The organism is Inhella inkyongensis (genome assembly GCF_005952805.1).
GTDB classification, from domain to species: domain Bacteria; phylum Pseudomonadota; class Gammaproteobacteria; order Burkholderiales; family Burkholderiaceae_C; genus Inhella; species Inhella inkyongensis.
Map to the genome: position 1 here is coordinate 507414 of NZ_CP040709.1, position 22458 is coordinate 529871.

At 67.8% G+C, this 22458-nt stretch carries 19 protein-coding genes; 13 read left to right on the top strand and 6 right to left on the bottom strand.

Going from position 1 to position 22458, the window contains the following annotated elements; all coding sequences use genetic code 11:
* Positions 1-69 precede the first annotated feature (69 nt).
* Positions 70-885, top strand: a complete 816-nt coding sequence (locus FF090_RS02530) for a head GIN domain-containing protein (protein WP_175423484.1) — start codon at positions 70-72, stop codon at positions 883-885.
* Positions 886-894: 9 nt separating this feature from the next.
* Here the strand turns inward: FF090_RS02530 and FF090_RS02535 are convergent, their stop codons facing one another.
* Entirely contained in the window at positions 895-1296 is a 402-nt protein-coding gene (locus FF090_RS02535; protein WP_138855236.1) for a YidB family protein, read from the bottom strand.
* A gap of 43 nt (positions 1297-1339) precedes the next feature.
* The gene (locus FF090_RS02540) at positions 1340-2842 is read right to left on the bottom strand and encodes a YifB family Mg chelatase-like AAA ATPase (RefSeq protein WP_138855237.1); all 1503 of its coding nucleotides are present in this window, start codon (positions 2840-2842) and stop codon (positions 1340-1342) included.
* A gap of 193 nt (positions 2843-3035) precedes the next feature.
* Between FF090_RS02540 and glnK the strand changes: the two genes are divergently transcribed.
* Together glnK and amt are read left to right on the top strand one after the other, a co-directional pair.
* Positions 3036-3374, top strand: coding sequence for a P-II family nitrogen regulator (gene glnK, locus FF090_RS02545; RefSeq protein WP_138855238.1), 339 nt, complete (start codon positions 3036-3038; stop codon positions 3372-3374).
* A gap of 13 nt (positions 3375-3387) precedes the next feature.
* Entirely contained in the window at positions 3388-4923 is a 1536-nt protein-coding gene (amt, locus tag FF090_RS02550) for an ammonium transporter (protein ID WP_138855239.1), read from the top strand.
* 42 nt (positions 4924-4965) lie between these two features.
* Here amt and FF090_RS02555 read toward each other — a convergent pair whose 3' ends face one another.
* Positions 4966-5352, bottom strand: a complete 387-nt coding sequence (locus FF090_RS02555) for a response regulator (RefSeq protein ID WP_138855240.1) — start codon at positions 5350-5352, stop codon at positions 4966-4968.
* Positions 5353-5444: 92 nt separating this feature from the next.
* Here FF090_RS02555 and gshA point away from each other — a divergent pair, with 92 nt between their 5' ends.
* The 6 genes from gshA (at position 5445) to feoB (ending at position 12760) form a co-directional block, all read left to right on the top strand.
* Positions 5445-6722 carry a glutamate--cysteine ligase gene (gshA, locus tag FF090_RS02560; RefSeq protein WP_138855241.1) on the top strand — a complete coding sequence of 426 codons (1278 nt, stop codon included), beginning with the start codon at positions 5445-5447 and terminating at the stop codon, positions 6720-6722.
* Positions 6723-6727: 5 nt separating this feature from the next.
* A complete protein-coding gene (locus tag FF090_RS02565; RefSeq protein WP_138855242.1) occupies positions 6728-7468 on the top strand; it encodes a hypothetical protein in 741 nt (246 codons plus the stop codon).
* Positions 7469-7591: 123 nt separating this feature from the next.
* Positions 7592-9448: a potassium transporter Kup gene (locus FF090_RS02570; protein WP_221305013.1), complete on the top strand. Its 1857-nt coding sequence runs from the start codon at positions 7592-7594 to the stop codon at positions 9446-9448.
* Positions 9448-10599 (top strand): benzoate/H(+) symporter BenE family transporter, encoded by a 1152-nt coding sequence (locus tag FF090_RS02575; RefSeq protein WP_138855244.1) that lies wholly within the window; start codon positions 9448-9450, stop codon positions 10597-10599. The genes FF090_RS02570 and FF090_RS02575 overlap by 1 nt, the downstream gene beginning before the upstream one ends.
* A gap of 65 nt (positions 10600-10664) precedes the next feature.
* A complete protein-coding gene (locus tag FF090_RS02580) occupies positions 10665-10898 on the top strand; it encodes a FeoA family protein (RefSeq protein WP_138855245.1) in 234 nt (77 codons plus the stop codon).
* A complete protein-coding gene (gene feoB / locus FF090_RS02585) occupies positions 10895-12760 on the top strand; it encodes a ferrous iron transporter B (RefSeq protein WP_138855246.1) in 1866 nt (621 codons plus the stop codon). The genes FF090_RS02580 and feoB overlap by 4 nt, the downstream gene beginning before the upstream one ends.
* Here the strand turns inward: feoB and FF090_RS02590 are convergent.
* Positions 12747-13523 carry a class II glutamine amidotransferase gene (locus tag FF090_RS02590; protein WP_138855247.1) on the bottom strand — a complete coding sequence of 259 codons (777 nt, stop codon included), beginning with the start codon at positions 13521-13523 and terminating at the stop codon, positions 12747-12749. The genes feoB and FF090_RS02590 overlap by 14 nt on opposite strands.
* Positions 13524-13564: 41 nt before the next feature.
* Between FF090_RS02590 and gshB the strand changes: the two genes are divergently transcribed.
* The 3 genes from gshB to FF090_RS02605 are packed head-to-tail and all read left to right on the top strand — an operon-like array spanning position 13565 to position 18743.
* Positions 13565-14536, top strand: coding sequence for a glutathione synthase (gene gshB / locus FF090_RS02595; RefSeq protein WP_138855248.1), 972 nt, complete (start codon positions 13565-13567; stop codon positions 14534-14536).
* Positions 14520-16847, top strand: coding sequence for a CocE/NonD family hydrolase (locus tag FF090_RS02600; RefSeq protein ID WP_175423485.1), 2328 nt, complete (start codon positions 14520-14522; stop codon positions 16845-16847). Before gshB ends, FF090_RS02600 begins: the two co-directional genes overlap by 17 nt.
* Positions 16848-16871: 24 nt before the next feature.
* A complete protein-coding gene (locus FF090_RS02605) occupies positions 16872-18743 on the top strand; it encodes an ATP-binding cassette domain-containing protein (RefSeq protein WP_138855250.1) in 1872 nt (623 codons plus the stop codon).
* A gap of 15 nt (positions 18744-18758) precedes the next feature.
* On the opposite strand, the gene FF090_RS02610 is transcribed toward FF090_RS02605, so the two are convergent.
* A complete protein-coding gene (locus FF090_RS02610; protein WP_138855251.1) occupies positions 18759-19391 on the bottom strand; it encodes a response regulator in 633 nt (210 codons plus the stop codon).
* Positions 19392-19470: 79 nt separating this feature from the next.
* Here FF090_RS02610 and FF090_RS02615 point away from each other — a divergent pair, with 79 nt between their 5' ends.
* Positions 19471-21039, top strand: coding sequence for a sensor domain-containing diguanylate cyclase (locus tag FF090_RS02615; RefSeq protein WP_175423486.1), 1569 nt, complete (start codon positions 19471-19473; stop codon positions 21037-21039).
* A 4-nt stretch (positions 21040-21043) separates the two neighbouring features.
* Here the strand turns inward: FF090_RS02615 and FF090_RS02620 are convergent, their stop codons facing one another.
* On the bottom strand, positions 21044-22441 hold the full coding sequence (locus FF090_RS02620) for an aminotransferase-like domain-containing protein (RefSeq protein ID WP_138855253.1): 1398 nt from the start codon (positions 22439-22441) through the stop codon (positions 21044-21046).
* Positions 22442-22458 lie beyond the last annotated feature (17 nt).

Consider the following 22458-nt stretch of genomic DNA (forward strand, 5'->3'; position numbering starts at 1 on the left):
ACCCGCCGCTGGTGGGCGGGCGAAGGGGTTCGCAAACTGCCTCAATTCCACTGCCCTCAGGAGTTCTCCATGCGTCGCTCATCCCTGCCTGTTCGTGCCCTTGCGCTTTGCTGTGCGCTGACCGTGTCCGGTCTGGCCATGGCCGAGGAACAGGAATGGGTGTTGCGCATCAAGAATGAGGCCAAGCATCTCTCCATCACGCTGGGGGGCACCACGCTCTATGGTTCAGGCGGTCAGCGCGCCAAGGGCTCGGGCCAGCTGGTAGACAGGGCGCGCAGTGTGGCGCCCTTCACCCGGGTGCGCGTTGATGGCCCGCTGGATGTGCATCTGCACGCGGCCGCTGCCGAGGGCCTGCGGGTGCAGGCTGATGACAACATCGAGCCCCTGATCCAAACCTCGGTGGAGGGCGATACCTTGGTGATTGGCGTGCGCGCCGGCGCCAGCTTCAGCAGCCGCCAGTCATTGCGGGTGGCGGTGGATTTCAAGCGGCTCCAAGGCCTGATGGTGCGCGGTTCTGGCGATGTGCGGCTGGATCAGTACAAGGGCGATCGCCTGGAACTCGACATGAGCGGTTCGGGCGATGTGGCGGTGGGCCTGGTGGAGGCCCGCGAGCTGTCAGCGCGCCTGAGCGGCTCCGGAGACTTGCGCGTCGCAGGCGCCGTCGAGCGCCAGGACTTCCATCTCAGCGGCAGCGGCGATGTGGACGCGGCCTCTCTAAGTGGTCAGCAGGTGCGGGCCAAGCTGTCGGGCAGTGGCGATCTGCGCCTGGGCGTGGCCCAGGAACTGGATGCCGACCTGTCTGGCAGCGGTGACCTGGCGTATGCCGGCCGCCCCAAGGTGAAGAGCCAGGTCAGCGGCTCGGGCGAGTTGATCGCCCGCCGCTGAGTCGCAGCTTCAGCGCTGCAACAGGCCGCTCAGCTGCCCCAGCAAATCGTCGATGCCGCCGGTGGGCAGCTGGCCTTGCGGGGTCAGCCCATCCACCACCTGCGGCAGCTGCTGGGCCAGCTGCTGGCTGAGTTGAGCCGGGTTGAGGCCAAATTGCTGAGCCAGCTGGCCAATCAAATCGCCGCCCAGACCTTGTTCGATCTGCTGCGCACTGATGGGCAGATTGGCGCCGGTGCCGACCCAACTCTGAACGATCTCGCCCAAGCCGCCTCGGCTGAGCTGTTCCACCAAGCCGGCCAGGCCTTGGCCGCCTCCGACCTGACGCAGCAGGCTGCCGATCAGGTCCGCGCCGCCGCCCTGGCCTTGGAGTTGTCCGCTGACCGCGCCGACGATTGAATCCAGCAATCCCATGGCCGTGCTCCAAGTTCGTATGAGGACGGCGATTGTGCGCGGCTCAGCGCGGCAGGGCGCGGTGCATCTGAATGGCCTGGGCGATGTCGCTGGCCTCGATCTGGGGGCGCCGGCCCAGATCTGCCAGCGTGCGCGCCACCCGCTGCACGCGGTGCAGCGCGCGGCCCGACCACGCCAGGCGCTGGGCGGCCTGCTGGAGCAGTTGCGCCGCGGCAGCTTGAAGCGGTGCAAAGCGCTCTAACTGACCGACCGGGAGTTGCGCATTCAGGCAGCCCTGTCGCTCCAGCGCCAATGCCTGTGCCTCGGCCACGCGCGCGGCCACTTCGGCACTGCCCTCGCCGTCGGGCGCAGCCGCCAGCTCCGTCGGATGCAGAAGGGGAACCTCCACCAGCAAGTCCAGGCGGTCGAGCAGGGGGCCTGAAAGTCGCCCCTGGTAGCGCGAGACTTGCTCCGGACTGCAGCGGCAGGCCTTGAGCGGATTGCCCAAATGGCCACAGGGGCAGGGGTTCATGGCAGCCACCAGTTGGAAGCGAGCAGGGAACTCGCTGCTGCGGGCCGCGCGGGCGATGTGAATCCGGCCGGTCTCCAGTGGCTCGCGCAGGGCCTCCAACGCGGCACGGGGGAACTCGGGCAGTTCGTCCAGAAACAGAACACCGTGGTGCGCCAGTGAAATTTCGCCCGGCCGCGGCGGCGAGGCCCCGCCTACCAGGGCCACGGCCGAGGCACTGTGGTGCGGACAGCGGAACGGACGCTGGGCAAAGGTCTCGGCGGCAAAGCTGCCCACCAGAGACTGCAAGGCGGCGACTTCGAGCGCGGCCTCCAGCGGCAGGGGTGGCAGCAGACCTGGCAGGCGCTGCGCCAGCATGGATTTGCCGGTGCCTGGTGGACCGACCAACAGCAGATGGTGGGCTCCTGCTGCGGCCACCTCCAGTGCGCGCTTGGGGCCGGCCTGGCCGCGCACATCGCGCAGGTCCAAGGGCAGCTCCAGCGGCGCCGGCCGTGCCTGGCGCGGCAAGGTAGGCAGACTGCCGTCCTGCAAGGCGGCGACCAGGCCGAGCAGATCCTGGGCCACATGAAGTCGCACGCCCTCCACCCAGGCGGCCTCTTGGGCGCTGGCGGCTGGCAGAACCAGGCCACGCGACGCGCCTTCGCGGCGCAGCGCCAAAGCCTGCGCCAGCGCTCCGCGCACCGGGCGCAACTCGCCGCTCAATGAGAGTTCGCCGGCCCACTCCAATTGATCCAGGCCGCTGGCCGGCAGCTGCCCGCTGGCCACCAACAGGCCCAGCGCGATGGGCAGGTCAAAGCGCGCCCCTTCCTTGGGCAGGTCGGCCGGCGCCAGATTCACGGTGATGCGGCGGTCATGTGGGAACTGCAGTCCGCTGCTGGTGAGCGCTGCGCGGACTCGTTCGCGCGCTTCCTTGACCTCGGTGTCCGCCAGGCCCACCAGGGTGAAGCTGGGCAGGCCGGGGGCCAGATGAACCTCAACGGTCACCGGCAGGGCCGCGAGGCCGCAGAGGGCACGACTGTGAAGCAGGGCCAGGCTCATGGTGGGTCTCCCTGCACCGATTCTGATCCCGAGCCGGCGCCCCGTAACGGTGCATGGGGTCGAAAGTGAGCCCAAAGCGCACCGGGACGGTGCGGCAAGGCGATCTTTGTGCCGGCTTGGCGCTGGCACGGAAGCTGCAAAACCGGGTTGACCCTGCCCGACTCGTCCTCGGGTGCATTCACCGGAGACCCGCATGAAACTCATCACCGCCGTCATCAAACCCTTCAAGCTCGACGAGGTGCGCGAGGCCCTGTCCGCCATTGGCATCCAGGGCCTGACCGTCACCGAGGTCAAGGGCTTCGGTCGCCAGAAGGGCCATACCGAGCTCTATCGCGGCGCCGAGTACGTGGTGGACTTTCTGCCCAAGATCAAGATCGAAGCGGCCGTGGCCGACGCCGTGGTGGATCAAGTTATCGAGGCGATTGAGCGCGCAGCACGCACCGGCAAGATCGGCGACGGCAAGGTCTTTGTCCAGCCGCTTGAGCAAGTGATCCGCATCCGCACTGGCGAGACCGGTGAAGCCGCACTTTGAACCGGAGTCTGTGATGAAGAAATTCCTTGCCTGCCTGGCCCTTTGCGGTCTGGGCCTGATGGCGTCCGTTGGGGCGCAGGAGCCGGCGGCTTCAGCTGCGCCGCTGATGGATGCTGCCGCCTCGGCCGTCCCCGCCCTGGAGGCATCCGCTGCGGCTCAGGTTGCCACGGGCGGGGCCGCAGTGGACGCCCAGGCGACGGCACCCACGCCGCCCAAGTTCGACAAGGGCGACAACGCCTGGATGATGGTGGCCACTCTGCTGGTCATCTTGATGACCGTGCCGGGCCTGGCGCTGTTCTATGGCGGCCTGGTGCGCGCCAAAAACATGCTCAGCGTGTTGATGCAGGTGCTGGTGACCTTCTCGCTGATCGTGGTGTTGTGGGTGATCTATGGCTACAGCCTGGCCTTCACGGAAGGGAGCAGCCTGATCGGCGGGTTGGATCGCCTGATGCTCAAGGGCATCTGGGATCCCGTGGCCGGCAGCTTTGCGCCTGCCGCCACTTTCAGCAAGGGGGTCTACATCCCGGAGTTGCTGTTCGCCGCCTTCCAAGCCACTTTCGCCGGCATCACCTGCTGCCTGATCGTGGGAGCCTTTGCTGAGCGCATCCGCTTCAGTGCCGTGTTGGCCTTCAGCGTGCTGTGGTTCACCTTCAGCTACCTGCCCGTCGCCCATATGGTGTGGTTCTGGATGGGGCCGGATGCCTACGCGACGGCCGATGTGGCTGCATCCATGAATGACAAGGCCGGTCTGATTTGGCAGTGGGGTGCGCTGGACTTTGCTGGCGGCACCGTGGTGCACATCAATGCGGCCGTGGCCGGTCTTGTGGGGGCCTATGTGGTGGGCAAGCGGATCGGGTACGGGCGCGATGCCATCGTGCCGCACAACCTGCCCCTGACCATGACCGGTGCCGCCCTGCTGTGGGTGGGCTGGTTCGGCTTCAACGCCGGCTCGGCGCTGGAGGCCAATGGCTTTGCGGCGCTGGCCTTCATCAATACCTTCATTGCCACGGCAGCGGCGGTGCTGAGCTGGTGCCTGGGCGAAGCCCTGCATCGCGGCAAGGCTTCGATGCTCGGTGCGGCATCGGGTGCGGTGGCGGGTCTGGTGGCCATCACCCCGGCCTGCGGCAACGTGGGTCTGGGTGGGGCGCTGGCCATCGGCTTCATCGCCGGTCTGGCGGGCCTGTGGGGGGTGAGCTGGCTCAAGCGGAAGCTGGGCGCCGATGACTCGTTGGATGTGTTCGGCGTGCACGGCGTGTGCGGCATCGTCGGTGCGCTGCTGACGGGTGTGTTCAACAGTCCCAATCTGGGCGGTGTGAGCAGCGTGGCCGATTGGGTCACAGCCGGCATGGTGGCGCCGGATGCCTATTCGATTGGCACCCAGTTCCTGGCGCAGGCCAAGGCCGTGGGGCTGACGGTGGTGTGGAGCGCCGTGGTCTCGCTGGTGGCCTTCAAGCTGGTGGACTGGACCATCGGTCTGCGCGTCAGCGAAGAGGAAGAGCGCGAGGGCCTGGACATCGCCAGCCACGGCGAGACGGCCTACACCAAGTGAACCCCGCGCACTGAACAGCAGGCCGCCTTCGGGCGGCCTTTTTCATTGTTGCGGTGGCCGCGCCTTGAGCATGATGGTGATCAGGTCGCCCAGCTTGGCCGGCGCAAAGGGCTTGGTCAGGAAGTAGTTCGCCCCGGCACTCAGGGCGGCCTGCTTGTCCCGCTCCTCGGCATTGCCGGTCAGCATCAGCACCAGGGCGTGGGACAACTCGGCATCGGCCTTAAGGGCCTGCAACACCTGCAGGCCATCCAGGCCGCCGGGCATCACCTGATCCAAGATCACCAGATCGGGCTTGATGGCCTTTGCGATCTGCAGGGCCAGCGCGCCATTGGCGGCCTCGAACAAAGTGTGCCCGCCTCCCTCCAACGCGAAGCGGATCAACCGGCGAATGTCGGCCTGGTCATCGACGATCAGGATTTTTGACTTCATGGAGGCCCAGCATAGCTGGGCTTGTGAAGTCCGGCTCCTGCCCCATTTGAGGCCGGTTGTTCGGTCAGAATCCGCCGCAGGAGTGTGTGTCCATGGTTCCCCATCTCATTACCGCGCAAAGCGGCCCCATCAACGAACTGGAGGAACGCATCCTGGAGTCCATGCCGGCCATCGAGCGCTGGTTTCGGCTGGAATGGATGGAGCACACGCCGCCCTTCTACAGCGCCGTGGATGTGCGCAATGCCGGTTTCAAGCTGGCACCGATGGATACCGTTCTGCATCCACAGGCCTTCAACCAACTGGATCGGGCCATGTTGCCCCTGGCCGTGCAGGCGGCCATGGCGGCCATTGAGAAGATCTGCCCCGAGGCCAAGAACCTGCTGCTGATCCCGGAAGCGCAGGTGCGCGATGCCGGCTATCTGAGCCATCTGTCGACTCTGGTGCGCATCTTTCGGCAGGCGGGGCTGAATGTGCGACTGGGCAGTTTGGATGCCGATATTCAAAGCCCGACCCCGCTTCGCACCCTGGAGGGTGAGGACCTGGTGCTGGAGCCCTTGCTGCGCCAGCGGGGGCGGCTGGGGCTGAAGGACTTTGACCCCTGCACCATCTTGCTCAATAGCGAGCTGGCCGGCGGCGTGCCGCAGCTGCTCAAGCATCTGGATGAGCAATACCTGCTTCCCCCTTTGCATGCGGCCTGGGCGGTGCGGCGGCGCAGTCAGCACTTCAGGGCCTATGACGAGTTGGCCAAGCGCTTTGCCAAGCTGCTGGGCATGGACCCCTGGCTGATCAACCCCATGTTTGGCCAATGCGATCGCGTCAATGAAGGCGATGGCAGTGGCCTGGCCTGTGCGCAGACTCAGGTGGACGCGGTGCTCAGCAAGATCCGACGCAAGTACAAGGACTACGGCATCACCGAGCGGCCCTTTGTGGTGCTCAAGGCCGACGATGGCTCGCAACGCCTAGCGGGCGTGACCGTCTACGACGCCAAGGACCTGGAGGCGCTGAATCTGGGCCAAGGGGCGCCCAGCGAGATGCTGATCCAGGAGGGCGTGCCAACGCGGGAGCGGGTGGATGCGGCCGCCGCAGAACCCGTCGTGTACATGATGGATCGCTATGTGGTCGGGGGCTTCTATCGCTTGCACGCTGAGCGTCGCCCCGACGAGGACTTGAATGTGGCTGGCGCTCGCTTCGAACCTCTGGCCTTTGCACAAGCGGCCCAGTTGCCCCGCCCGGGGGGGCAGCCAGGCGCCAGCGTGCCCAACCGCTTCTACATGTACGGCGTGGTGGCGCGCTTGGCCATGCTGGCGGCCAGCTACGAGCTGGAAGCTGCCGACCCCGAGCGTGAGGAGCTGGAGGCCAGCGCATCCTGAACCGCATGGCCTACGCTCGCCTTGCTTTGCTGCTGCTGTGGCCTTGGTTGGCCTGCGCTCAGGGGCCGGGGCTGCGTGTGTGCATTGCCAATCTGGCGTATCCGCCGTCTATCACCTTGGATCCTGCCAACCCGGGGACGCGCGAGCGCCAGTTCCTGGAGGCCGGGCGCCGTGCGGGTGTGGCAGTGAGCCTGCACTATTGGCCCATCAAGCGCTGCCACCGCATGGTGCTGGAGGGCGAGTTGGATGCGGTCTATCTGGCGGCCACCCCCGAAAGCCTGGCCGATTTCCGCTTCCCCTTGGACCGCCAAGGGCGGCCCGACTCTCGGCTGCGCATCAAAGAAGAGCGGGTGGTGCTGGTGCGTCGGCGCGGGGCCAGCCTGGGTTGGGATGGGCGCCAGTTTGCGGTGCCCCCGCGCCTGGGAACCCGAGCTGGACTGCGCATGGCCCGCGAAGCCGCCCGGCTGCGCGGACTGGACATCGACGACACAGCCTTTGACACCCCCCAGGTGCTGCGCAAGCTGCACGCCGGGCGGCACGACTTTGCGGTGCTGCTGGAGGTCGATCTGCGCGGGCAGGACGCGCTGTTGAATGACTTGGCGTTGGAGCGGCTGCCGATCCCACTGGCGCGTTTCGATGGCTTCATGGCGGGGTCTCCCGCGCTCTCCGGCCCAGCCCTGGCCTCGCTGCAGGCTTGGTGGCGAGAACTGCCGAGCGCGGTGACGCCTGCGGCCAAGCCGATTTGATTGCTGCGCTGCAACATGCATGGTGACAAACCGGCGCACAATGCACCCACCTATTGATTTGACGGCGCCCCATGGCGCCGTTCTGCCTTTGTGAGTGATTCACACCAACCGCCCGCGCGCACCTTGGCTGCGCATGCCGGCCTGACCCTGGGCGCCCTGGGCGTCGTTTACGGTGATATCGGCACCAGCCCGCTCTATGCGCTGCGCGAGGTGTTCCATTCGGCCCATCTGCCGGTCACGCCGGGCAATGTGCTGGGCGTGCTGTCGCTGCTGTTCTGGACCATGACCGTGGTGGTCTCGTTCAAGTACGTGCTGCTCATCCTGCGAGCCGACAACAATGGCGAGGGCGGGCTCATCGCCATGCTGGCTCTGGCCACCCAGGCGGTGAAGAGCAAACCGGTGCTGCGCGCTCGCCTGATGCTGCTGGGCCTGTTCGGGACGGCGATCTTTTTTGGTGACGCCGTCATCACACCGGCGATGACGGTGCTCGGTGCGGTCGAGGGCATCGATGTCTATGCACCGGCCTATCACGGACTGATCCTGCCCCTGACCCTGTTGATCCTGGCGGGCTTGTTTGCCTTTCAGCGTTTGGGCACCGGCACGGTGGGCAAGAGCTTCGGTCCCATCATGCTGGTCTGGTTTGTGGCCCTGGTGGCCTTGGGCCTGCCCCAAGTGTGGGCCCACCCCGAGGTGCTTGCCGCACTGGACCCGCGCTACGCCATCGACTTCGGCCTGACGCACAAGACCATCGCCTTTGTGGCGCTGGGCGCGGCGGTGCTGGTGGTGACGGGCGGCGAGGCGCTCTATGCCGATATGGGGCACTTCGGCAAGCGCCCGATCCGCTGGGCCTGGTATGGCCTGGTGATGCCGGCCTTGGCCGTCAATTACTTTGGCCAGGGCGCGCTGCTGCTCAGCAACCCCGAGGCCATCAAAAACCCCTTCTTCCTGCTGGCGCCGGATTGGGCTGAGATCCCGCTGTTTGGCCTTGCCACGCTGGCGGCGGCGGTGGCCTCGCAGGCGCTCATCACGGCCAGCTTCTCGGTCAGCAAACAGGCCATGCAGCTGGGCATCCTGCCGCGCATGCGCATCCACCACACCTCGGTCAAGGAGGTCGGCCAGATCTATGTGCCGGCGGTCAACTGGGCGCTGTTTGCCTTTGTGGTGGTGGCCGTGGTGTTCTTTGGCTCCAGCAGCAAGATGGCCGGGGCCTATGGCGTGGCGGTGACGATGGACATGACCATCACCACCATCCTGACCTTCTTTGTGATCCGCCACGGCTGGGGCTATCCGCTGGCCCTGTGCGTCGCCGCCACCGGCGCCTTCTTCGTCATCGACGTGACCTTCCTGGCCTCCAACCTGCTCAAGGTGCCCAGTGGCGGTTGGTTCCCGCTCGCCATCGGCATTTGGATGTTCACGTTGATGCTGACTTGGAAGCAGGGCCGGCGCCTGCTGTCCGACAAGCTGCGCGAGGACTCGATCGACCTGAAGAGCTTCCTGCAGGCCGTCTTTGTCAGCCCGCCCACGCGGGTGGCTGGCACGGCGGTGTTCCTTTCGGGCGAGCCCGGCATCACGCCCAATGCGCTGCTGCACAACCTCAAGCACAACAAGGTGCTGCACGAGGAGAACGTGTTCGTCACCGTGCGGCATCACGAGCGGCCTTGGATCGGTTTCGACCGCCGCGTCGAGGTTGAAAGCCTGGGCAACAACTGCTGGCAGGCCACCCTGCACTTCGGTTTCAAGAACGAGCCGGATGTTCCTGAGGCCTTGGCCCTGTTGCGTCAGCATGGCATCCAGCTGGATGACATGGACACCAGCTACTTCCTGAGCCGCGACATCGTGATTCCGACCATCGGCTCGGGCATGGCCCTGTGGCGGGAAAAGCTGTTTGCCAGCATGCATCGCAACGCGGCCGGGATTGCCGACTTCCTGCATTTGCCGGCGAATCGGGTGGTGGAGTTGGGTTCAAAAGTCGAGATCTGATGCCACTCTCGCGCCAGGATCTCCCCGCCCTGGTCGCCGGCTTCGTGGCCGTGCTGGTGGGCTTCACCAGCTCGGTGGCCCTGGTGTTCCAAGCGGCCCAGGCCCTAGGCGCCACGTCGGCGCAGACGGCGTCCTGGATCTGGGCCCTGGGCCTGGGCACGGGCCTCACATCCATCGCGCTTTCGTGGGCCACGCGCCAGCCGGTGCTGACCGCCTGGAGCACGCCGGGTTCTGCCCTGATTGCGGCCAGCGCGGGCTTGAGCCTGGCCGAAGGGGTGGGCGCCTTTGTGGTCTGTGGGGCGCTCATCGCGGTGGCAGGCTTCAGCGGCTTGTTCGAGCGCCTGATGAACCGCATCCCTGCCAGCATCGCCGCCAGTTTGTTGGCGGGGGTGTTGGCCCGCTTCGGCTTGGATGCCGTCACGGCTGCGCCCGCCGCCTTGCCCCTGGTGGGCGCCATGCTGCTGGCCTATCTGGCAGGGCGGCGTTGGTGGCCGCGCTATGCCGTGCCCGGGGTGTTGGTGCTGGGCTTGGTGCTGGCTGCCAGCTGGGGTCAGATCGGCCCCATGACGCTGAAGGGTGGGTGGGCGAGCCCGGAGTGGGTGAGCCCGCGCTTTAGCTTGCAGGGCCTGGTGGGGCTGGCCCTGCCCTTGTTCGTCGTCACCATGGCCTCGCAGAACCTGCCCGGGGTGGCAGCCCAGCGGGCGGCGGGCGTGCGGGTGCCGCTGTCGCCGGTGATCGGGGCGACCGGTGTGGTCACCCTGGTGCTGGCGCCCTTTGGGGCCTTCGCCATCAACCTGGCCGCCATCACCGCGGCGATCTGCATGGGTCGCGAGGCGCATGAGGACCCAGCGCGGCGCTGGCTCGCACCCGTGGCTGCGGGTCTGTTCTACATCTTGCTGGGTTTGGCCGGGGGCGCGGTGGTGACCTTGTTTGCTGCCCTGCCCAAAGCCCTGGTGCTGGCGGTGGCGGCCCTGGCCTTGCTGGGCGCCATCGGCAATGGTCTGGCCGCCGGCATGAAGGAGGAGGGCGAGCGCGACGCGGCGGTGCTGACCTTTCTGATCACGCTCTCGGGCGTGCAGATCGCCGGCATTGGCGCGCCCTTCTGGGCGGTGCTGGTGGGCCTGCTGGCGCTGGCCCTGCGCCGGACTTGATGCAGGACAAATGCGAAGGATTCGCATTTAAGTAGACTGGCGGCCTCACCGCTTGCCGTCCTGCCATGACCCTGGATCGACTTCCCCTGCTGCAGCCTGCCACCGTGCGCGCCCTGGGCGGCGCGGCCATGGGTTGGGCGCAGCAGTTGCAGGACCTGGGCTTCGAGCCGGGCGAGACCGTGCGGGTGCTGCGCCGTGCGCCCTGGGGCGGCGACCCGTTGGTGGTGCAGGTGGGGGCCACCCGCTTCGCCCTGCGTCGCGCCGAGGCGGCCTGCGTCGAACTGCAGCCGCAGAAATGAATTCCGCCATTGTTCATGTGCACCCGCCGGGCCGCCTGCTGGCTCTGCTGGGCAACCCCAACTGCGGCAAGACGGCGCTCTTCAATCGCCTGACCGGCAGCCGCCAGAAGGTGGCGAATTACGCCGGCGTGACCGTGGAGCGCAAGGAAGGCCGCCTGCAGACCGAGGCCGGCGAGCGCCTGCGCCTGCTGGATCTGCCCGGCACCTACAGCCTGCATCCGCGCAGCCCCGACGAGCGCGTGACCCGCGATGTCCTGGCTGGCCAGGCGGTGGGTGAAAAGCGCCCCGACCTGCTGCTCTGTGTGGTGGATGCGAGCAATCTGCGCCGGCATCTGCGCCTGGTGCTGGCCGCGCAGCGCCAGGGTCTGCCCTGTGTGCTGGTGCTGAACATGGCCGATGTGGCCGAGCGTCGCGGTCTGCAGATTGACCCCCAGGCCTTGAGTCATGAACTGGGCCTGCCGGTGGTGCGGGCGGTGGCCGTGCAGGGCCAGGGGGTGGCCGAATTGCGGGCCCTGCTGGACGATCCGGCGGTTTGGCGCCCGGCGCCGCCGCCGCCCAGCGACGCCGACGACGGCCAGCGCATCGCCGCGATGCTGACGCGCCTGGGCCTGGACCGTGCGCTGCCGCCTGGGCCCACCGAGCGCATCGACCGCTGGGTGCTGCACCCCTGGCTGGGCCCCTTGTTGATGGCTCTGCTGATGTTCGCCATGTTCCAGGCCGTGTTCGCCTGGGCGGAGGCGCCCAAGGCGCTGATTCAGGCCGGTGCCAACGCGCTGGGCCAATGGCTGGGCCCGGCCCTGGAGGGGCTGGGCGCACCCGGCTGGCTGCGCAGCTTGGCCGTCGACGGCCTGGTGGCCGGCCTGGGCGGGGTGCTGGTGTTTCTGCCGCAGATCCTGATCCTGTTCGCCTTCATCCTGGTGCTGGAGGAAAGCGGCTATCTGCCGCGCGCGGCCTATCTGCTGGACCGCTGGATGGGCGGCCTGGGCCTGTCGGGCCGCAGCTTCATTCCGCTGCTTTCGAGCTTCGCCTGCGCCATCCCCGGCATCATGGCCACGCGCTCGATTGCCAACCCGCGCGACCGCAAGGTCACCATGGCCCTGGCGCCGCTGATGACCTGTTCGGCGCGCTTGCCGGTCTACGCCTTGCTGATCGGCGCCTTTGTTCCGGCGCGCCCGCTGGCTGGCGGGGTGGAGTTGCAGGGTCTGGTGCTGTTTGCCCTCTATCTGGCGGGCATCCTCAGCGCGGCGGCGGTGGCCTGGGTGCTCAAGCGTTTGACCGCGCGCGGCGAGGTGCGCACGCTGATGATGGAACTGCCCGAATACCACTGGCCGCGTGTGCGCAATCTGGGCATCGGCCTGCTGCAGCGGGCCTGGATCTTTCTGCGCCGCGTGGGCGGCATCATCCTGCTGCTCACCCTGGCGATGTGGCTGCTGGCCAGCTTTCCCGGGGCGCCCGAGGGGGCCACGCGGCCGGCCATTGAATACAGCCTGGCCGGTCAGATCGGCCGTGCGTTGGCCGGGCTGTTCGAGCCCATCGGCTTCAATTGGCAGATCGCCATCGCCCTGGTGCCCGGGCTGGCGGCGCGCGAGGTGGCCGTGGGCGCTCTGGCCACGGTCTATGCGCTATCGGCCGAGGGCGATGCGCTCTCGCAGGCCCTGGCCCAGCAGTGGTCGCTCGCCACCGCCCTGGCCTTGCTGGCCTGGTATGTGGTGGCGCCGCAATGCCTGAGCACCTTGGCCGCCATCCGCCGCGAGTCGGGCAGCTGGCGCATGCCGCTGGGCGTGGCCGCGGCCTATTTCGGCCTGGCCTACCTGGTGGCCGGGCTCACCTACCGCATGGCCTTGCGGCTCAGCGGATCGTGAGCGCGTGGGCGCTGCTGCGCCCATCGGCATGCAGGCACAGGGCCTGGCCGGGCTCCAGCAAATCCCAGCCCTGCGGGTCGCCCTCCAGCGGCTCGCTGGCCACCATCTGCCCATAGGCCGCGCGGTGGTGGTACAGCGTGGGGGGCTGCTGGTCGCTGGCCCAGCGGAAGGCGAACACATCGTCACCGTCGGCCAGCGCGGCAGAAAAACGCAGCGGCGCCTCGACACCCGCGCTCTTCATGCGGCCCCAGATGTCGCTGAGCACCGCGCAGGTGGCCTCCACCGGGCCATAGCCGTTCACCAGTTGCTGCACGATGAGCAGGAAGATGAGCTCCGAGTCCGTACCGCCGCGGCGCTGGTGCCATAGGGTGTCGGGCAGCTGCGCCTCCAGCTCGCGGTGCACCTCGCCAAAGCCGCCGACCTGACCGTTGTGCATGAAGAGAAAGGATGCCGCCGTGAACGGGTGGCAGTTGGCCAGCGAGATGCCGCCGCCCGTAGCCGCCCGCACATGGGCAAAGAACAGGTGCGAGCGCACATGGGCGGCCAGCGCTTTGAGGTTCTCGTCGCTCCAGGCCGGGGTCACCTGGCGGTAGAGGCCGGGCGTGTCGCGGTCGCCATACCAGCCCACGCCAAAGCCATCGCCATTGGTCACCAGCACCGACTGCTCGGCGCGCAGGCTCTGCCGCACCAGCGAGTGCTTGGGTCGGCAGACCAGATCCTCCAGGTAGATGGAGTCCCCACGGTAAGCCAGGAATCGACACATGAGTTGCGTACCTCCTGGGCCAGTCTGACACACTGGCGCGCATGGACCTGCTCTTCATCGTCGATCCGCTCGACCACTTCAAGACCCACAAGGACAGCAGCTTCGCGATGATGCGCGAGGCGGCCCGGCGCGGCCATCGCCTGTGGACCTGTGAGACCCCGCGGCTGCACTGGCAACGCGGCCAGCAAGTGCAGGCGCGCGGCGCACAGCGCATCGAGCTCAGCGCCGCAGCGCTGACCAGCACCTATGGCACCGCCCTGAAGGACTGGTTTGCGGGGGTCGAATCTGCCGACTTGGCCCTGTGCGAAGTGGGCGCCGTGCTGATGCGCAAGGATCCGCCCTTTGACGCCGAGTTCATTTACGCCACCCATCTGCTGAGCCAGGCCGAGCGCGAGGGCGCCAAGGTCTTCAACAAGCCCAGCGCCTTGCGCGAGCACCCCGAAAAGCTCGCGCTGATGGAGTTCCCCGAATTCATCGCGCCCACCCTGGTGAGCCGCGATTCGGCGGCGCTGCGGGCCTTCCATGCCGAGCAGCGTGATGTGATCTTCAAGCCCCTGGACGGCATGGGCGGCATGGGCATCTTCCGCGTGCGCGAGGACGGCCTGAACCTGGGCGCCATCTTGGAGCAACTGACGCAGTACGGCAGTCAGACCATCATGGCGCAGCGCTACCTGCCCGAGATCGTGGAGGGCGACAAGCGCGTGCTCTTGATCGACGGCGTGCCGGTGTCGCACAGCCTCGCGCGCATTCCCCAGGGCGGTGAGGTGCGCGGTAACTTGGCGGCTGGTGGCAAGGGTGTGGCCATGCCGCTGACGGCGCGCGAGCGCGAGGTGGCGGAGGCCTTGGGTCCGACCTTGGCCGCGCGCGGCCTGCTGCTGGTGGGCCTGGACTTGATCGGTGGCTTCCTCACCGAGATCAACGTCACCAGCCCGACCTGCTTCCAGGAGATCAGCGCGCAGGCCGGGCTGGATGTGGCTGCGCAGTACCTGGACGCCCTTGAGCGTTGCTGTTGAGCTCCGAGGCGTGCCGGTGAATTGGATCCGGCGCGCGGCGCTGGCGCTGGTCTGTGCGGGACTGCTAGGTCCGGCGGCGGCGCAGCCCGCTGCCAGCACGGCGCAGGCCAGCGCAACCCTGACCTTGGCGCAGGCCCTGCCCACGGAGGTGGGCGAAGCGCTGGAGGCGCCGCTTCGCGATCTGGCGCAACGCCTGTTGGATGCGCCCAGCCCCGAGAACCTCCCACTGCCCCTGGCGCAGCGCTTTCGCTTGCAACTGGTGGCGCAACGCTATGAAGAGGCGTTGGCAAGCATCGAGGCCTTGCGCGCGCAGCAGGGTAGGTTGGCGCCCGGTCAGACGCCCATGTTCCTGCAGTACGAGCTCTATGCACGCGCCAAGGCGGTGCAAGCCGCGCAGGGCGTGGACTTTGCCGAGGCCTGGCGGGCGGTGTTTCTGAGCCGCTTTGCCGCCCTGGATGACCGCAGCGCCTGGGCTGCCGAGTTCGGCTTCGGGGGTTCGCTGCCCCGTTGGCGCGCCGAGCTGGAGGCTGCGTTGGCCAAGGCGAGTGGCCGCGCAACCCTGCCGCATGCCGATGCCCTGGCCCTGTTGCGAGCCTGGCAGGTCCATGCCAGCTATGCCGCGTTCCAGCCCCTGTTTCAAGCCGAGCTGCAGGCCGACGATGCGCGCCGCTACGCGGTGCAACGCGAACAGTTGCGCACGCCGGACGGCGCCGAGCTCTCGGTGCGGGTGGTGCGGCCGCGTCAAGCCGCGGCCTTGCCGGCGCTGCTGCAGCACACCATTTACGCGCGCGAGGACTGGGCCTTTGGCGATGCCAAGCGTGCCGCCGCCCATGGCTATGTGGGGGTGGTGTCCTTTTCGCGAGGCAAGGGCGAGAGTCGAGGGGCAGTCCAGCCCTATCGACATGACGGCGCGGATGCCCACGCGGTGATCGATTGGATCGCCGCCCAGCCCTGGAGCGACGGCCGGGTGGGCATGTATGGCGGCAGCTACAGCGGCTTCACCGCCTGGGCGGCAGCCAAGCGCCGGCCGCCGGCCCTAAAGGCCATCGCCGCCTCGGCCACGGCGGCGCCGGGCATCGACGTGCCGATGGAAGGGGGGGTATTCATGAACTTCCTCTTCCCCTGGCCGCACTACGTGGCGTCCGGGCCGGGCTTGGACGAGGCCCGTTATGGCGACAGCGCGCGCTGGGCCGAATTGAATCGGCGCTGGTGGGCCAGTGGCCGCGCCTATCGCGACCTGCCGGCCTTGGACGGCGAGCCCAATCCCCTCTTCAGCGAGTGGCTGCGCCATCCGGTTTATGACCGCTACTGGTCAACGCTGATTCCCCAGGGCACCGAGTACGCGGGCATTGACATCCCGGTGCTGGCCACCACCGGTTACTTCGACGGTGCCCAAATCGGGGCCCTGCACTACTTCCGTGAGCACCTGCGCCACCATCCGCAGGCCGATCACCGCCTGCTGATCGGACCCTTCGAGCACTTCAGCATGCAGGCCGGTGTGCCGCCGGTGGTGCGTGGATACCTGACCGACCCGGTCGCGCGGGTGGATCTGCAGGCCCTGCGCCTGCAATGGTTTGACCATGTCCTCAAGGGTGGACCTCGTCCCGCGCTGCTGGCCGGGCGCGTGAATTGGCAGGTGATGGGTGCCAACCGCTGGCGCCATGGCGACAGCCTGGATGCCATGGCGAACCAGCGGCAGCGTCTGTACCTGGTGCCTGACCCCCTGGGTGGGTCCCACCGCCTTGCCGGGCACGCCGAGGCGGCGGCGCGCGTGGTTCTGCAGCTGAGTTTCCGCGACCGCAGCGGCGCGGGCTGGCGTGCGCCTGAAGGCGTGTTGCATCGTCAGCTCGATCCCCGCGCCGGACTGGTGTTTGTCGGCCCAGTGCTGGATAAGGCCGCTGAACTCGCCGGGGAACTGAGGGGTGAACTGCACTTTCGCGTGAACAAGCGCGATGTGGACCTGAGCCTGTCGGTCTACGAATTGAATGCTCAGGGCGAATACCTGGAGTTGGGCTACTGGGTGCAGCGCGCCAGCCAGGCGGCCGACCGGCGTCAGCGCCGCTTGCTGAAGCCCGGTGCGCTCCAACGCCTGCCCGTGCGCGACACCCGTTTGTTGGGGCGGCAGTTGGCTGCGGGTAGCCGCTTGGTCGTGACCTTGGGCGTTATTCAGCAGCCCGATACCCAGTTCAATCTGGGCAGTGGCAAAGACCCATCCGATGAAACTCTGGCCGATGCGGGCGCGCCGATGCGGGTGCAGTGGTTGGGCAGCAGCTTCTTGGATTGGCCCTGGCGCGCGGCCGATGCGGATTGAGGCGTGCTGGGACAATGGCCGGCTATGGCTCTCTTGTCCCTTTCCCAAGCCCACCTGGCCTATGGCCACTGGCCGCTGCTCGACGCAGCCGATCTTTCCCTGGAGGCCGGCGAGCGCGTCGGTCTGATTGGGCGCAATGGCAGCGGCAAGAGTTCGCTGCTCAAGGTGCTGGCCGGCCTGGAGAAACTCGATGACGGGCTGCTGCAGCGCGAGAAGGGCGTGCGCATCGTCTACGTGCCGCAGGAGCCGGTGTTCGAGCGCGATGCCACGGTCTTTGATGCCGTGGCCGAAGGCGTGGCCGAAGCGCGTGATTTGCGCGCCCGCTACGAGGCCCATGCCGAAGGCGAGGACCTGGATGCGCTGCAGACGCGCATCGAGCAACTCGAAGGCTGGACCTGGGAACAGCGTGTGGACGAGGCCCTGCACCGCCTGGGTCTGGATGGCGAGCGGCCGGTGGCCGAGCTGAGCGGCGGCTACAAGAAGCGCGTGGCCCTGGCCCAGGCCTTGGTGGCCCAGCCCGAGGTACTGCTCTTGGACGAGCCCACCAACCACCTGGACCTGGATGCCATCCTTTGGTTGGAGGAGCTGCTGCGCAGCTTCAACGGCAGCCTGCTGGTCATCACCCACGACCGTGCCTTTTTGGATGCCGTGTGCAACCGCATCGTCGAACTGGACCGCGGTCAGCTGCGGGGCTATCCGGGCAACTTCGCCGCCTTCGAGGCCGCCAAGCAGCGCGAGCTGGAGAATGAGGCCCTGGCCAATGCCCGCGCCGACAAGGTGCTGGCGCAGGAAGAGGTGTGGATCCGCAAGGGCGTGGAGGCCCGGCGCACGCGGTCTGTGGCGCGCATTGCGCGTTTGGTCAAGCTGCGCGAGGAGCATGCGCAGCGCCGCAATCTGCAAGGCGGGGCGCGCCTGCAGGTGGATGTGGGCGAGCGCAGCGGCAAGCTGGTGGCCGATCTGGAAGACGTGCGCAAGGCCTTTGGCGAGCGTGTCATCGTGGACGGACTGACGGCCACCTTCATGCGCGGCGACAAGGTGGGCTTGATCGGCCCGAACGGCGCGGGCAAGACCACGCTGCTCAAGCTCATCCTGGGCGAGTTGCAGCCCGATGGCGGCCGTCTGCAGACTGGCACGCGCCTCACGGTGGCGCATTTCGACCAGATGCGGGCCGGCCTAGATCTGGATGCCACCCTGGCTGACACCATCAGCCCGGGCTCCGAGTACGTCGAGGTCGGCGGGCAGCGTCAACATGTGAACAGCTACATGGTGAACTTCCTGTTCAGTCCGGCGCGCGCCAACAGCCCGGTGCGCACGCTCTCGGGCGGTGAGCGCAACCGTCTGCTGCTGGCCCGCCTGTTTGCTCGCCCCGCCAATGTGCTGGTGCTGGACGAACCCACCAACGACCTCGACATCGAGACCCTCGATCTGCTCGAAGAAATGCTGATCGACTACCCCGGCACGGTCTTCCTGGTCAGCCACGATCGTCGCTTTCTGGACCGCGTGGTCACCAGCACTCTGGTGCACGAAGGCCCGGGGCAGTGGCGCGAGTTCGAGGGCAGCGTGCAGGACTGGCTGACTCAGTCCGCGCGCAGCGCGGCGGCGGCCAAGGCCCGCAGCGAAAAGAAGGTAGAGCCGGTGGCGGCGCCAGCCCCCCCGCCCGCCGCGTCGGCCCAGCCCAAGCGCAAACTCAGCTACAAGGAGCAGCGCGAGCTGGAGGCGCTGCCCCAGCAGATCGAGACCCTGGAGGCCGAGCAGGCCGAGCTGCATGCGCTGCTCAACGGCAGCGAGCTGTACACCCAGGGTGCCGAACGCATCGCCCAGGTGACTGCGCGCGCGGCGGCCATTGACGATGAGTTGATGGCGTTGATGGAGCGCTGGACCGCGCTCAGTGACTGAGCGCGGTCACTGAGTTCAGCGGCTGAGTTTGTCCGCCGCCACGAAGCCGGCCACACCTTCCAACTGCGCCAACTGCTCGCCGTGGCGAATCACCACGGCCAATACCTTGCGGCTCTTGCCGTCGTGCTTGACGGCGTCACCGGCCTTGAGTGCCGGGGGCAGAGCGACCGGCGGCAACTCGATGCGGCGGCCGGCGCGTGGGTCCAGGCGGCCGCCGCTTTGCTGGGCCATGCGGGCCATCAAGCCCGGATGGCGCAGTGCAATGTCCTCCAGACTGCGCTGCAGCGTGGCGCGCAGGGCCTCGGCGTCAAACGGCTTCTTGAGCAGGAAGCGCGCGCCCAGGGCCTGGGCACGGCTCTCGTGGCTGGCATCGACCTCGAAGCTCGTCAGGCCGATGCGGCAATCGGGATACTGGGCCCGCACCTGTTCGCACAAGCTGGGGCCATCCGGTGTTTGCCGGGCGAACCAATCGGTCAGCAGAAAGTCGGGGGCCTGCCGCGCCACTTGTTGCAGAGCCTCGGAAGGACTGGCCACACAGACGATTTGCTCGGGTCGAAAACCATAGCCCTCGAGCAGCTTGCGGGCGAAACGCTGCACTCCCTCCAGCTTGTCGACGATGAGGAAATGCAGTTGCGCGGAATCAGACATGGGGCCGATCAAAAAAGGGCGGGCGTGTCTCTATTATTGGCACGCTCCGGGAGTGAAACGCCATGGCCATTCGATAGCAATGGGACTTCGTTCGCACAGCTTGGGTTGGGTTTTGCTGTTCACCTTCGGTGTGGGCGGTCTCGGTGCCTTTGGGCTCGACCACTTCCTCACGGACAGCTTTGAGCGCATTGAGCAGACCGCCATGCGCAAGGATTTCCAGCGCTTGCTGGGTACCTTGGATGACGCCGTGGCCCAACGCGCCCGTGGCGCGCGCGAGTGGAGCCAGTGGACCGAGTTGCGCAACCACTTGCGCAAGCCTCAGCCCGGCTTTACTGAAGAGAATCTGGGCCCCCATTCACTGACGGCATCGGGTTTGGTGTGGCTGGCTCTGCTGGATCTGCAGGGACGGGTGGTGCACACCGTGGTCACCGATCCGAGCCAGGACGCGCAGGCCATCGCCCGCATGGTGCTGAGTTCCGCCAAGCCCTCGGGACGTGAGGCCCGCCAGGTGCCCACTGAGCGGGGTCGCTGCGCCTTGGTCTTTGAGCCGGCTTTGGGGCCGGATCTGGTGGTGCTCTGCCATCTGAGCGTGCTCGATAGCAACGGACAAGGCCCTTCCGCCGGTGTGCTGCTGACGGCCGAACGTCTGGGGCCTAGCAAGCTGCGGGAGATGGGCGAACGTGCAGCGCTGGACTTCAACTTGCTGCCGCTGGAGCGGGGCGGCACCCAGGATTGGAGGCGTTTGGAGTCGCTGGCATCGTCCACCGGTCAGACCACCCTGTGGATTCAGCCGGGTGAGCCGCAGCATCGGCTGCGTGCCCAGGTGCGCGATCTGGGGGGGGAGCCGGTGGCCTGGCTGGAACTGAGCTGGCCGCGTGAGATGCGACTGCAGGTGGACGAGGTGCTGCGCGGGGCGCATCGCCTCTTCATCGTGATGGCGGTGCTGCTGGCCCTGGGCTCGTATTGGGTGGTGGACTGGCGCCTGGTGCGCCGCTTGCGCAGCCTCAAACGCCAGATGGCCGCCGCGCGGGTGGGCGAGGACTGGACGCCGCGCCTGAGCGTGAGCGGCAAGGACGAGATTTCCGAGTTGGCCGACGAAGGCAACCACCTGCTGCAGCGCATCGAGTTGCAGGTGCAGATCCTGGCTGAGTCGGCGCAGACCGATCCGCTGACCCAGTTGGCCAACCGGCGCGGTTTCGATCCGCGACTGGAAGCGGCGCTGGGGCGCTGCGCGCGCAATGCGGCGCCGCTGTGCCTGCTCCTGATCGACGCCGATCACTTCAAGCGCTTCAACGATGACCATGGCCATGCGGCCGGCGACCGTGCCTTGCAGGTGCTGGCCGCGGCGCTGCGCCAGGTCAGTCGGCGCGGCGGCGATCTGGCCGCCCGCATCGGCGGCGAGGAGTTCGTGCTGCTGCTCGAGGGCAGCACCGCGCAAGTGGCGCAGGACTGCGGAGCGGCCCTGCAGGCCTGGTTGGCCAAGCAGCCGTCGGGCGAGACGGCGCTGCTGGCGCGCCCACTCACAGTCTCCATCGGCGCGGCGCAGGCACGGCCGGGCGACACCCCGCAGACCTTGATGGCGCGCGCAGACACGGCGCTCTATCAGGCCAAGTCGGCCGGGCGCAATCGCCTGGAGTGGGCCGAATAAGCGATCAGCGCAAGGCGTCGCGTGCCTTTGCCAGCGCCTGCCAATAGCGGGCATCTTGCGCGCTGGCGAAGTTCACGCGCAGGTGCGGGCCGCTGCGCCGGCTGGGGCTGAACAGGCGCTCGGGCGCGCTGGCCCAGCCACTGGGGTGCAGCGCTTGCGCCAGTTGCTCGCTGTCCACGCCGGTGTTCAGCCATCCGAACAGGCCTTGTGGCGGGGCCGCGAATTCAAAGCCATGCTGTTCGGCCAGGCGCGCGCAGCGGTTGCGCGCTGCTTGCAGGCGCACTTGCAGGCGCTCGGCCTGTTTGCGCAGGCCACCGCGCGTGAGCAGATGCGCCAGCGCGCGCTCGAGCACGGCGCTGCTGCACAGCTCATGCACCAGCTTGCGCTCGGTCAGGCGGGCGATCAGCGCCGGCGCACCGGCCACATAGCCCACCCGCAACCCCGCTCCCAGGATCTTGGCAAAGCCCGATACATAAAGCGTGCGCCGCAGTCCATCCAGTGCGGCCAGGCGCGGGCTGTGGGCCGGGGCAAAGGCGGCATAGGTGTCGTCTTCCACGATCAAGGTGTCACCGCTCTCGCACAGGCGCACCACTTCATGGGCCTGGGCCAGGTTCAGGCAATGCCCGGTCGGGTTGTGCAGCACCGACACCGTCACATACAAGCGCGGCCGATGCTGCTGAATCAGTTGCGCCATGTGCGCCAGGTCCGGGCCTTGGGGCCCGCGCGCCACGGGCAGCAAGCGGAGCCCGGCTTGCGTCAGGCGGGCGTACTCGATGGGCCAGCCCGGTTCGTCCACCAGCACCGCATCGCCGGGTTGAGCCAGGCTGTGGGCGATCAGGTCCAGGGCCTGGGTGGCGCCAACCGTTGTGAGCAGCTGATCGGCATTGGCATGCACACCAATCTCGGCCAGGCGCGCGGCCAGCACGGCGCGCAGTTCGGGGTCGCCAGCCGGGTCGGCATAGCGCAACAGCAGCGCGTCCTGGCCGGGCGCCAGTACAGCGCGCAGGGCTTGGCGCAGCGGCGTGGCGTCCAGCCAGCTCAGCGGCAAGGTGCCGTGGGCGGGGGAGTCCTGCTGCTCGCTGCGCAGCAGGCTGCGGATCAGGGTCAGCGAATCAAAGGGTGCGGGGCCGGCAGCGGCCGTGGCGCGCGCTGCACTGCGGGCCGGCGTGTTGCCGGCCGGCCGGGTCTCGCGCACGAAGAAGCCGCGCTGGGCGCGGGCCTCTACCAGGCCCTGGGCTTGCAAGCGGTCGTAGGCGGCCACCACGGTCGAGGGGCTGAGCCCGTGCAAGCGCGCGGCCTCGCGCACCGAAGGCAGGCGGGCGCCGGGTAGCAGCAGGCGTTGGTCGATGCGCAGGGCCAGGGTCTGCGCCAGGCCGTCTGCGCGGCCCACTGTGTGGTTCATGGCATCAATACAGATCG

Coding starts and splice junctions, on each gene's coding strand:
- FF090_RS02530 (WP_175423484.1), top strand. CDS start 70: ATGCGTCGCTCATCCCTGCCTGTTCGTGCCCTTGCGCTTTGCTGTGCG.
- FF090_RS02535 (WP_138855236.1), bottom strand. CDS start 1,296: ATGGGATTGCTGGATTCAATCGTCGGCGCGGTCAGCGGACAACTCCAA.
- FF090_RS02540 (WP_138855237.1), bottom strand. CDS start 2,842: ATGAGCCTGGCCCTGCTTCACAGTCGTGCCCTCTGCGGCCTCGCGGCC.
- glnK (WP_138855238.1), top strand. CDS start 3,036: ATGAAACTCATCACCGCCGTCATCAAACCCTTCAAGCTCGACGAGGTG.
- amt (WP_138855239.1), top strand. CDS start 3,388: ATGAAGAAATTCCTTGCCTGCCTGGCCCTTTGCGGTCTGGGCCTGATG.
- FF090_RS02555 (WP_138855240.1), bottom strand. CDS start 5,352: ATGAAGTCAAAAATCCTGATCGTCGATGACCAGGCCGACATTCGCCGG.
- gshA (WP_138855241.1), top strand. CDS start 5,445: ATGGTTCCCCATCTCATTACCGCGCAAAGCGGCCCCATCAACGAACTG.
- FF090_RS02565 (WP_138855242.1), top strand. CDS start 6,728: ATGGCCTACGCTCGCCTTGCTTTGCTGCTGCTGTGGCCTTGGTTGGCC.
- FF090_RS02575 (WP_138855244.1), top strand. CDS start 9,448: ATGCCACTCTCGCGCCAGGATCTCCCCGCCCTGGTCGCCGGCTTCGTG.
- FF090_RS02580 (WP_138855245.1), top strand. CDS start 10,665: ATGACCCTGGATCGACTTCCCCTGCTGCAGCCTGCCACCGTGCGCGCC.
- feoB (WP_138855246.1), top strand. CDS start 10,895: ATGAATTCCGCCATTGTTCATGTGCACCCGCCGGGCCGCCTGCTGGCT.
- FF090_RS02590 (WP_138855247.1), bottom strand. CDS start 13,523: ATGTGTCGATTCCTGGCTTACCGTGGGGACTCCATCTACCTGGAGGAT.
- gshB (WP_138855248.1), top strand. CDS start 13,565: ATGGACCTGCTCTTCATCGTCGATCCGCTCGACCACTTCAAGACCCAC.
- FF090_RS02605 (WP_138855250.1), top strand. CDS start 16,872: ATGGCTCTCTTGTCCCTTTCCCAAGCCCACCTGGCCTATGGCCACTGG.
- FF090_RS02610 (WP_138855251.1), bottom strand. CDS start 19,391: ATGTCTGATTCCGCGCAACTGCATTTCCTCATCGTCGACAAGCTGGAG.
- FF090_RS02615 (WP_175423486.1), top strand. CDS start 19,471: ATGGGACTTCGTTCGCACAGCTTGGGTTGGGTTTTGCTGTTCACCTTC.
- FF090_RS02620 (WP_138855253.1), bottom strand. CDS start 22,441: ATGAACCACACAGTGGGCCGCGCAGACGGCCTGGCGCAGACCCTGGCC.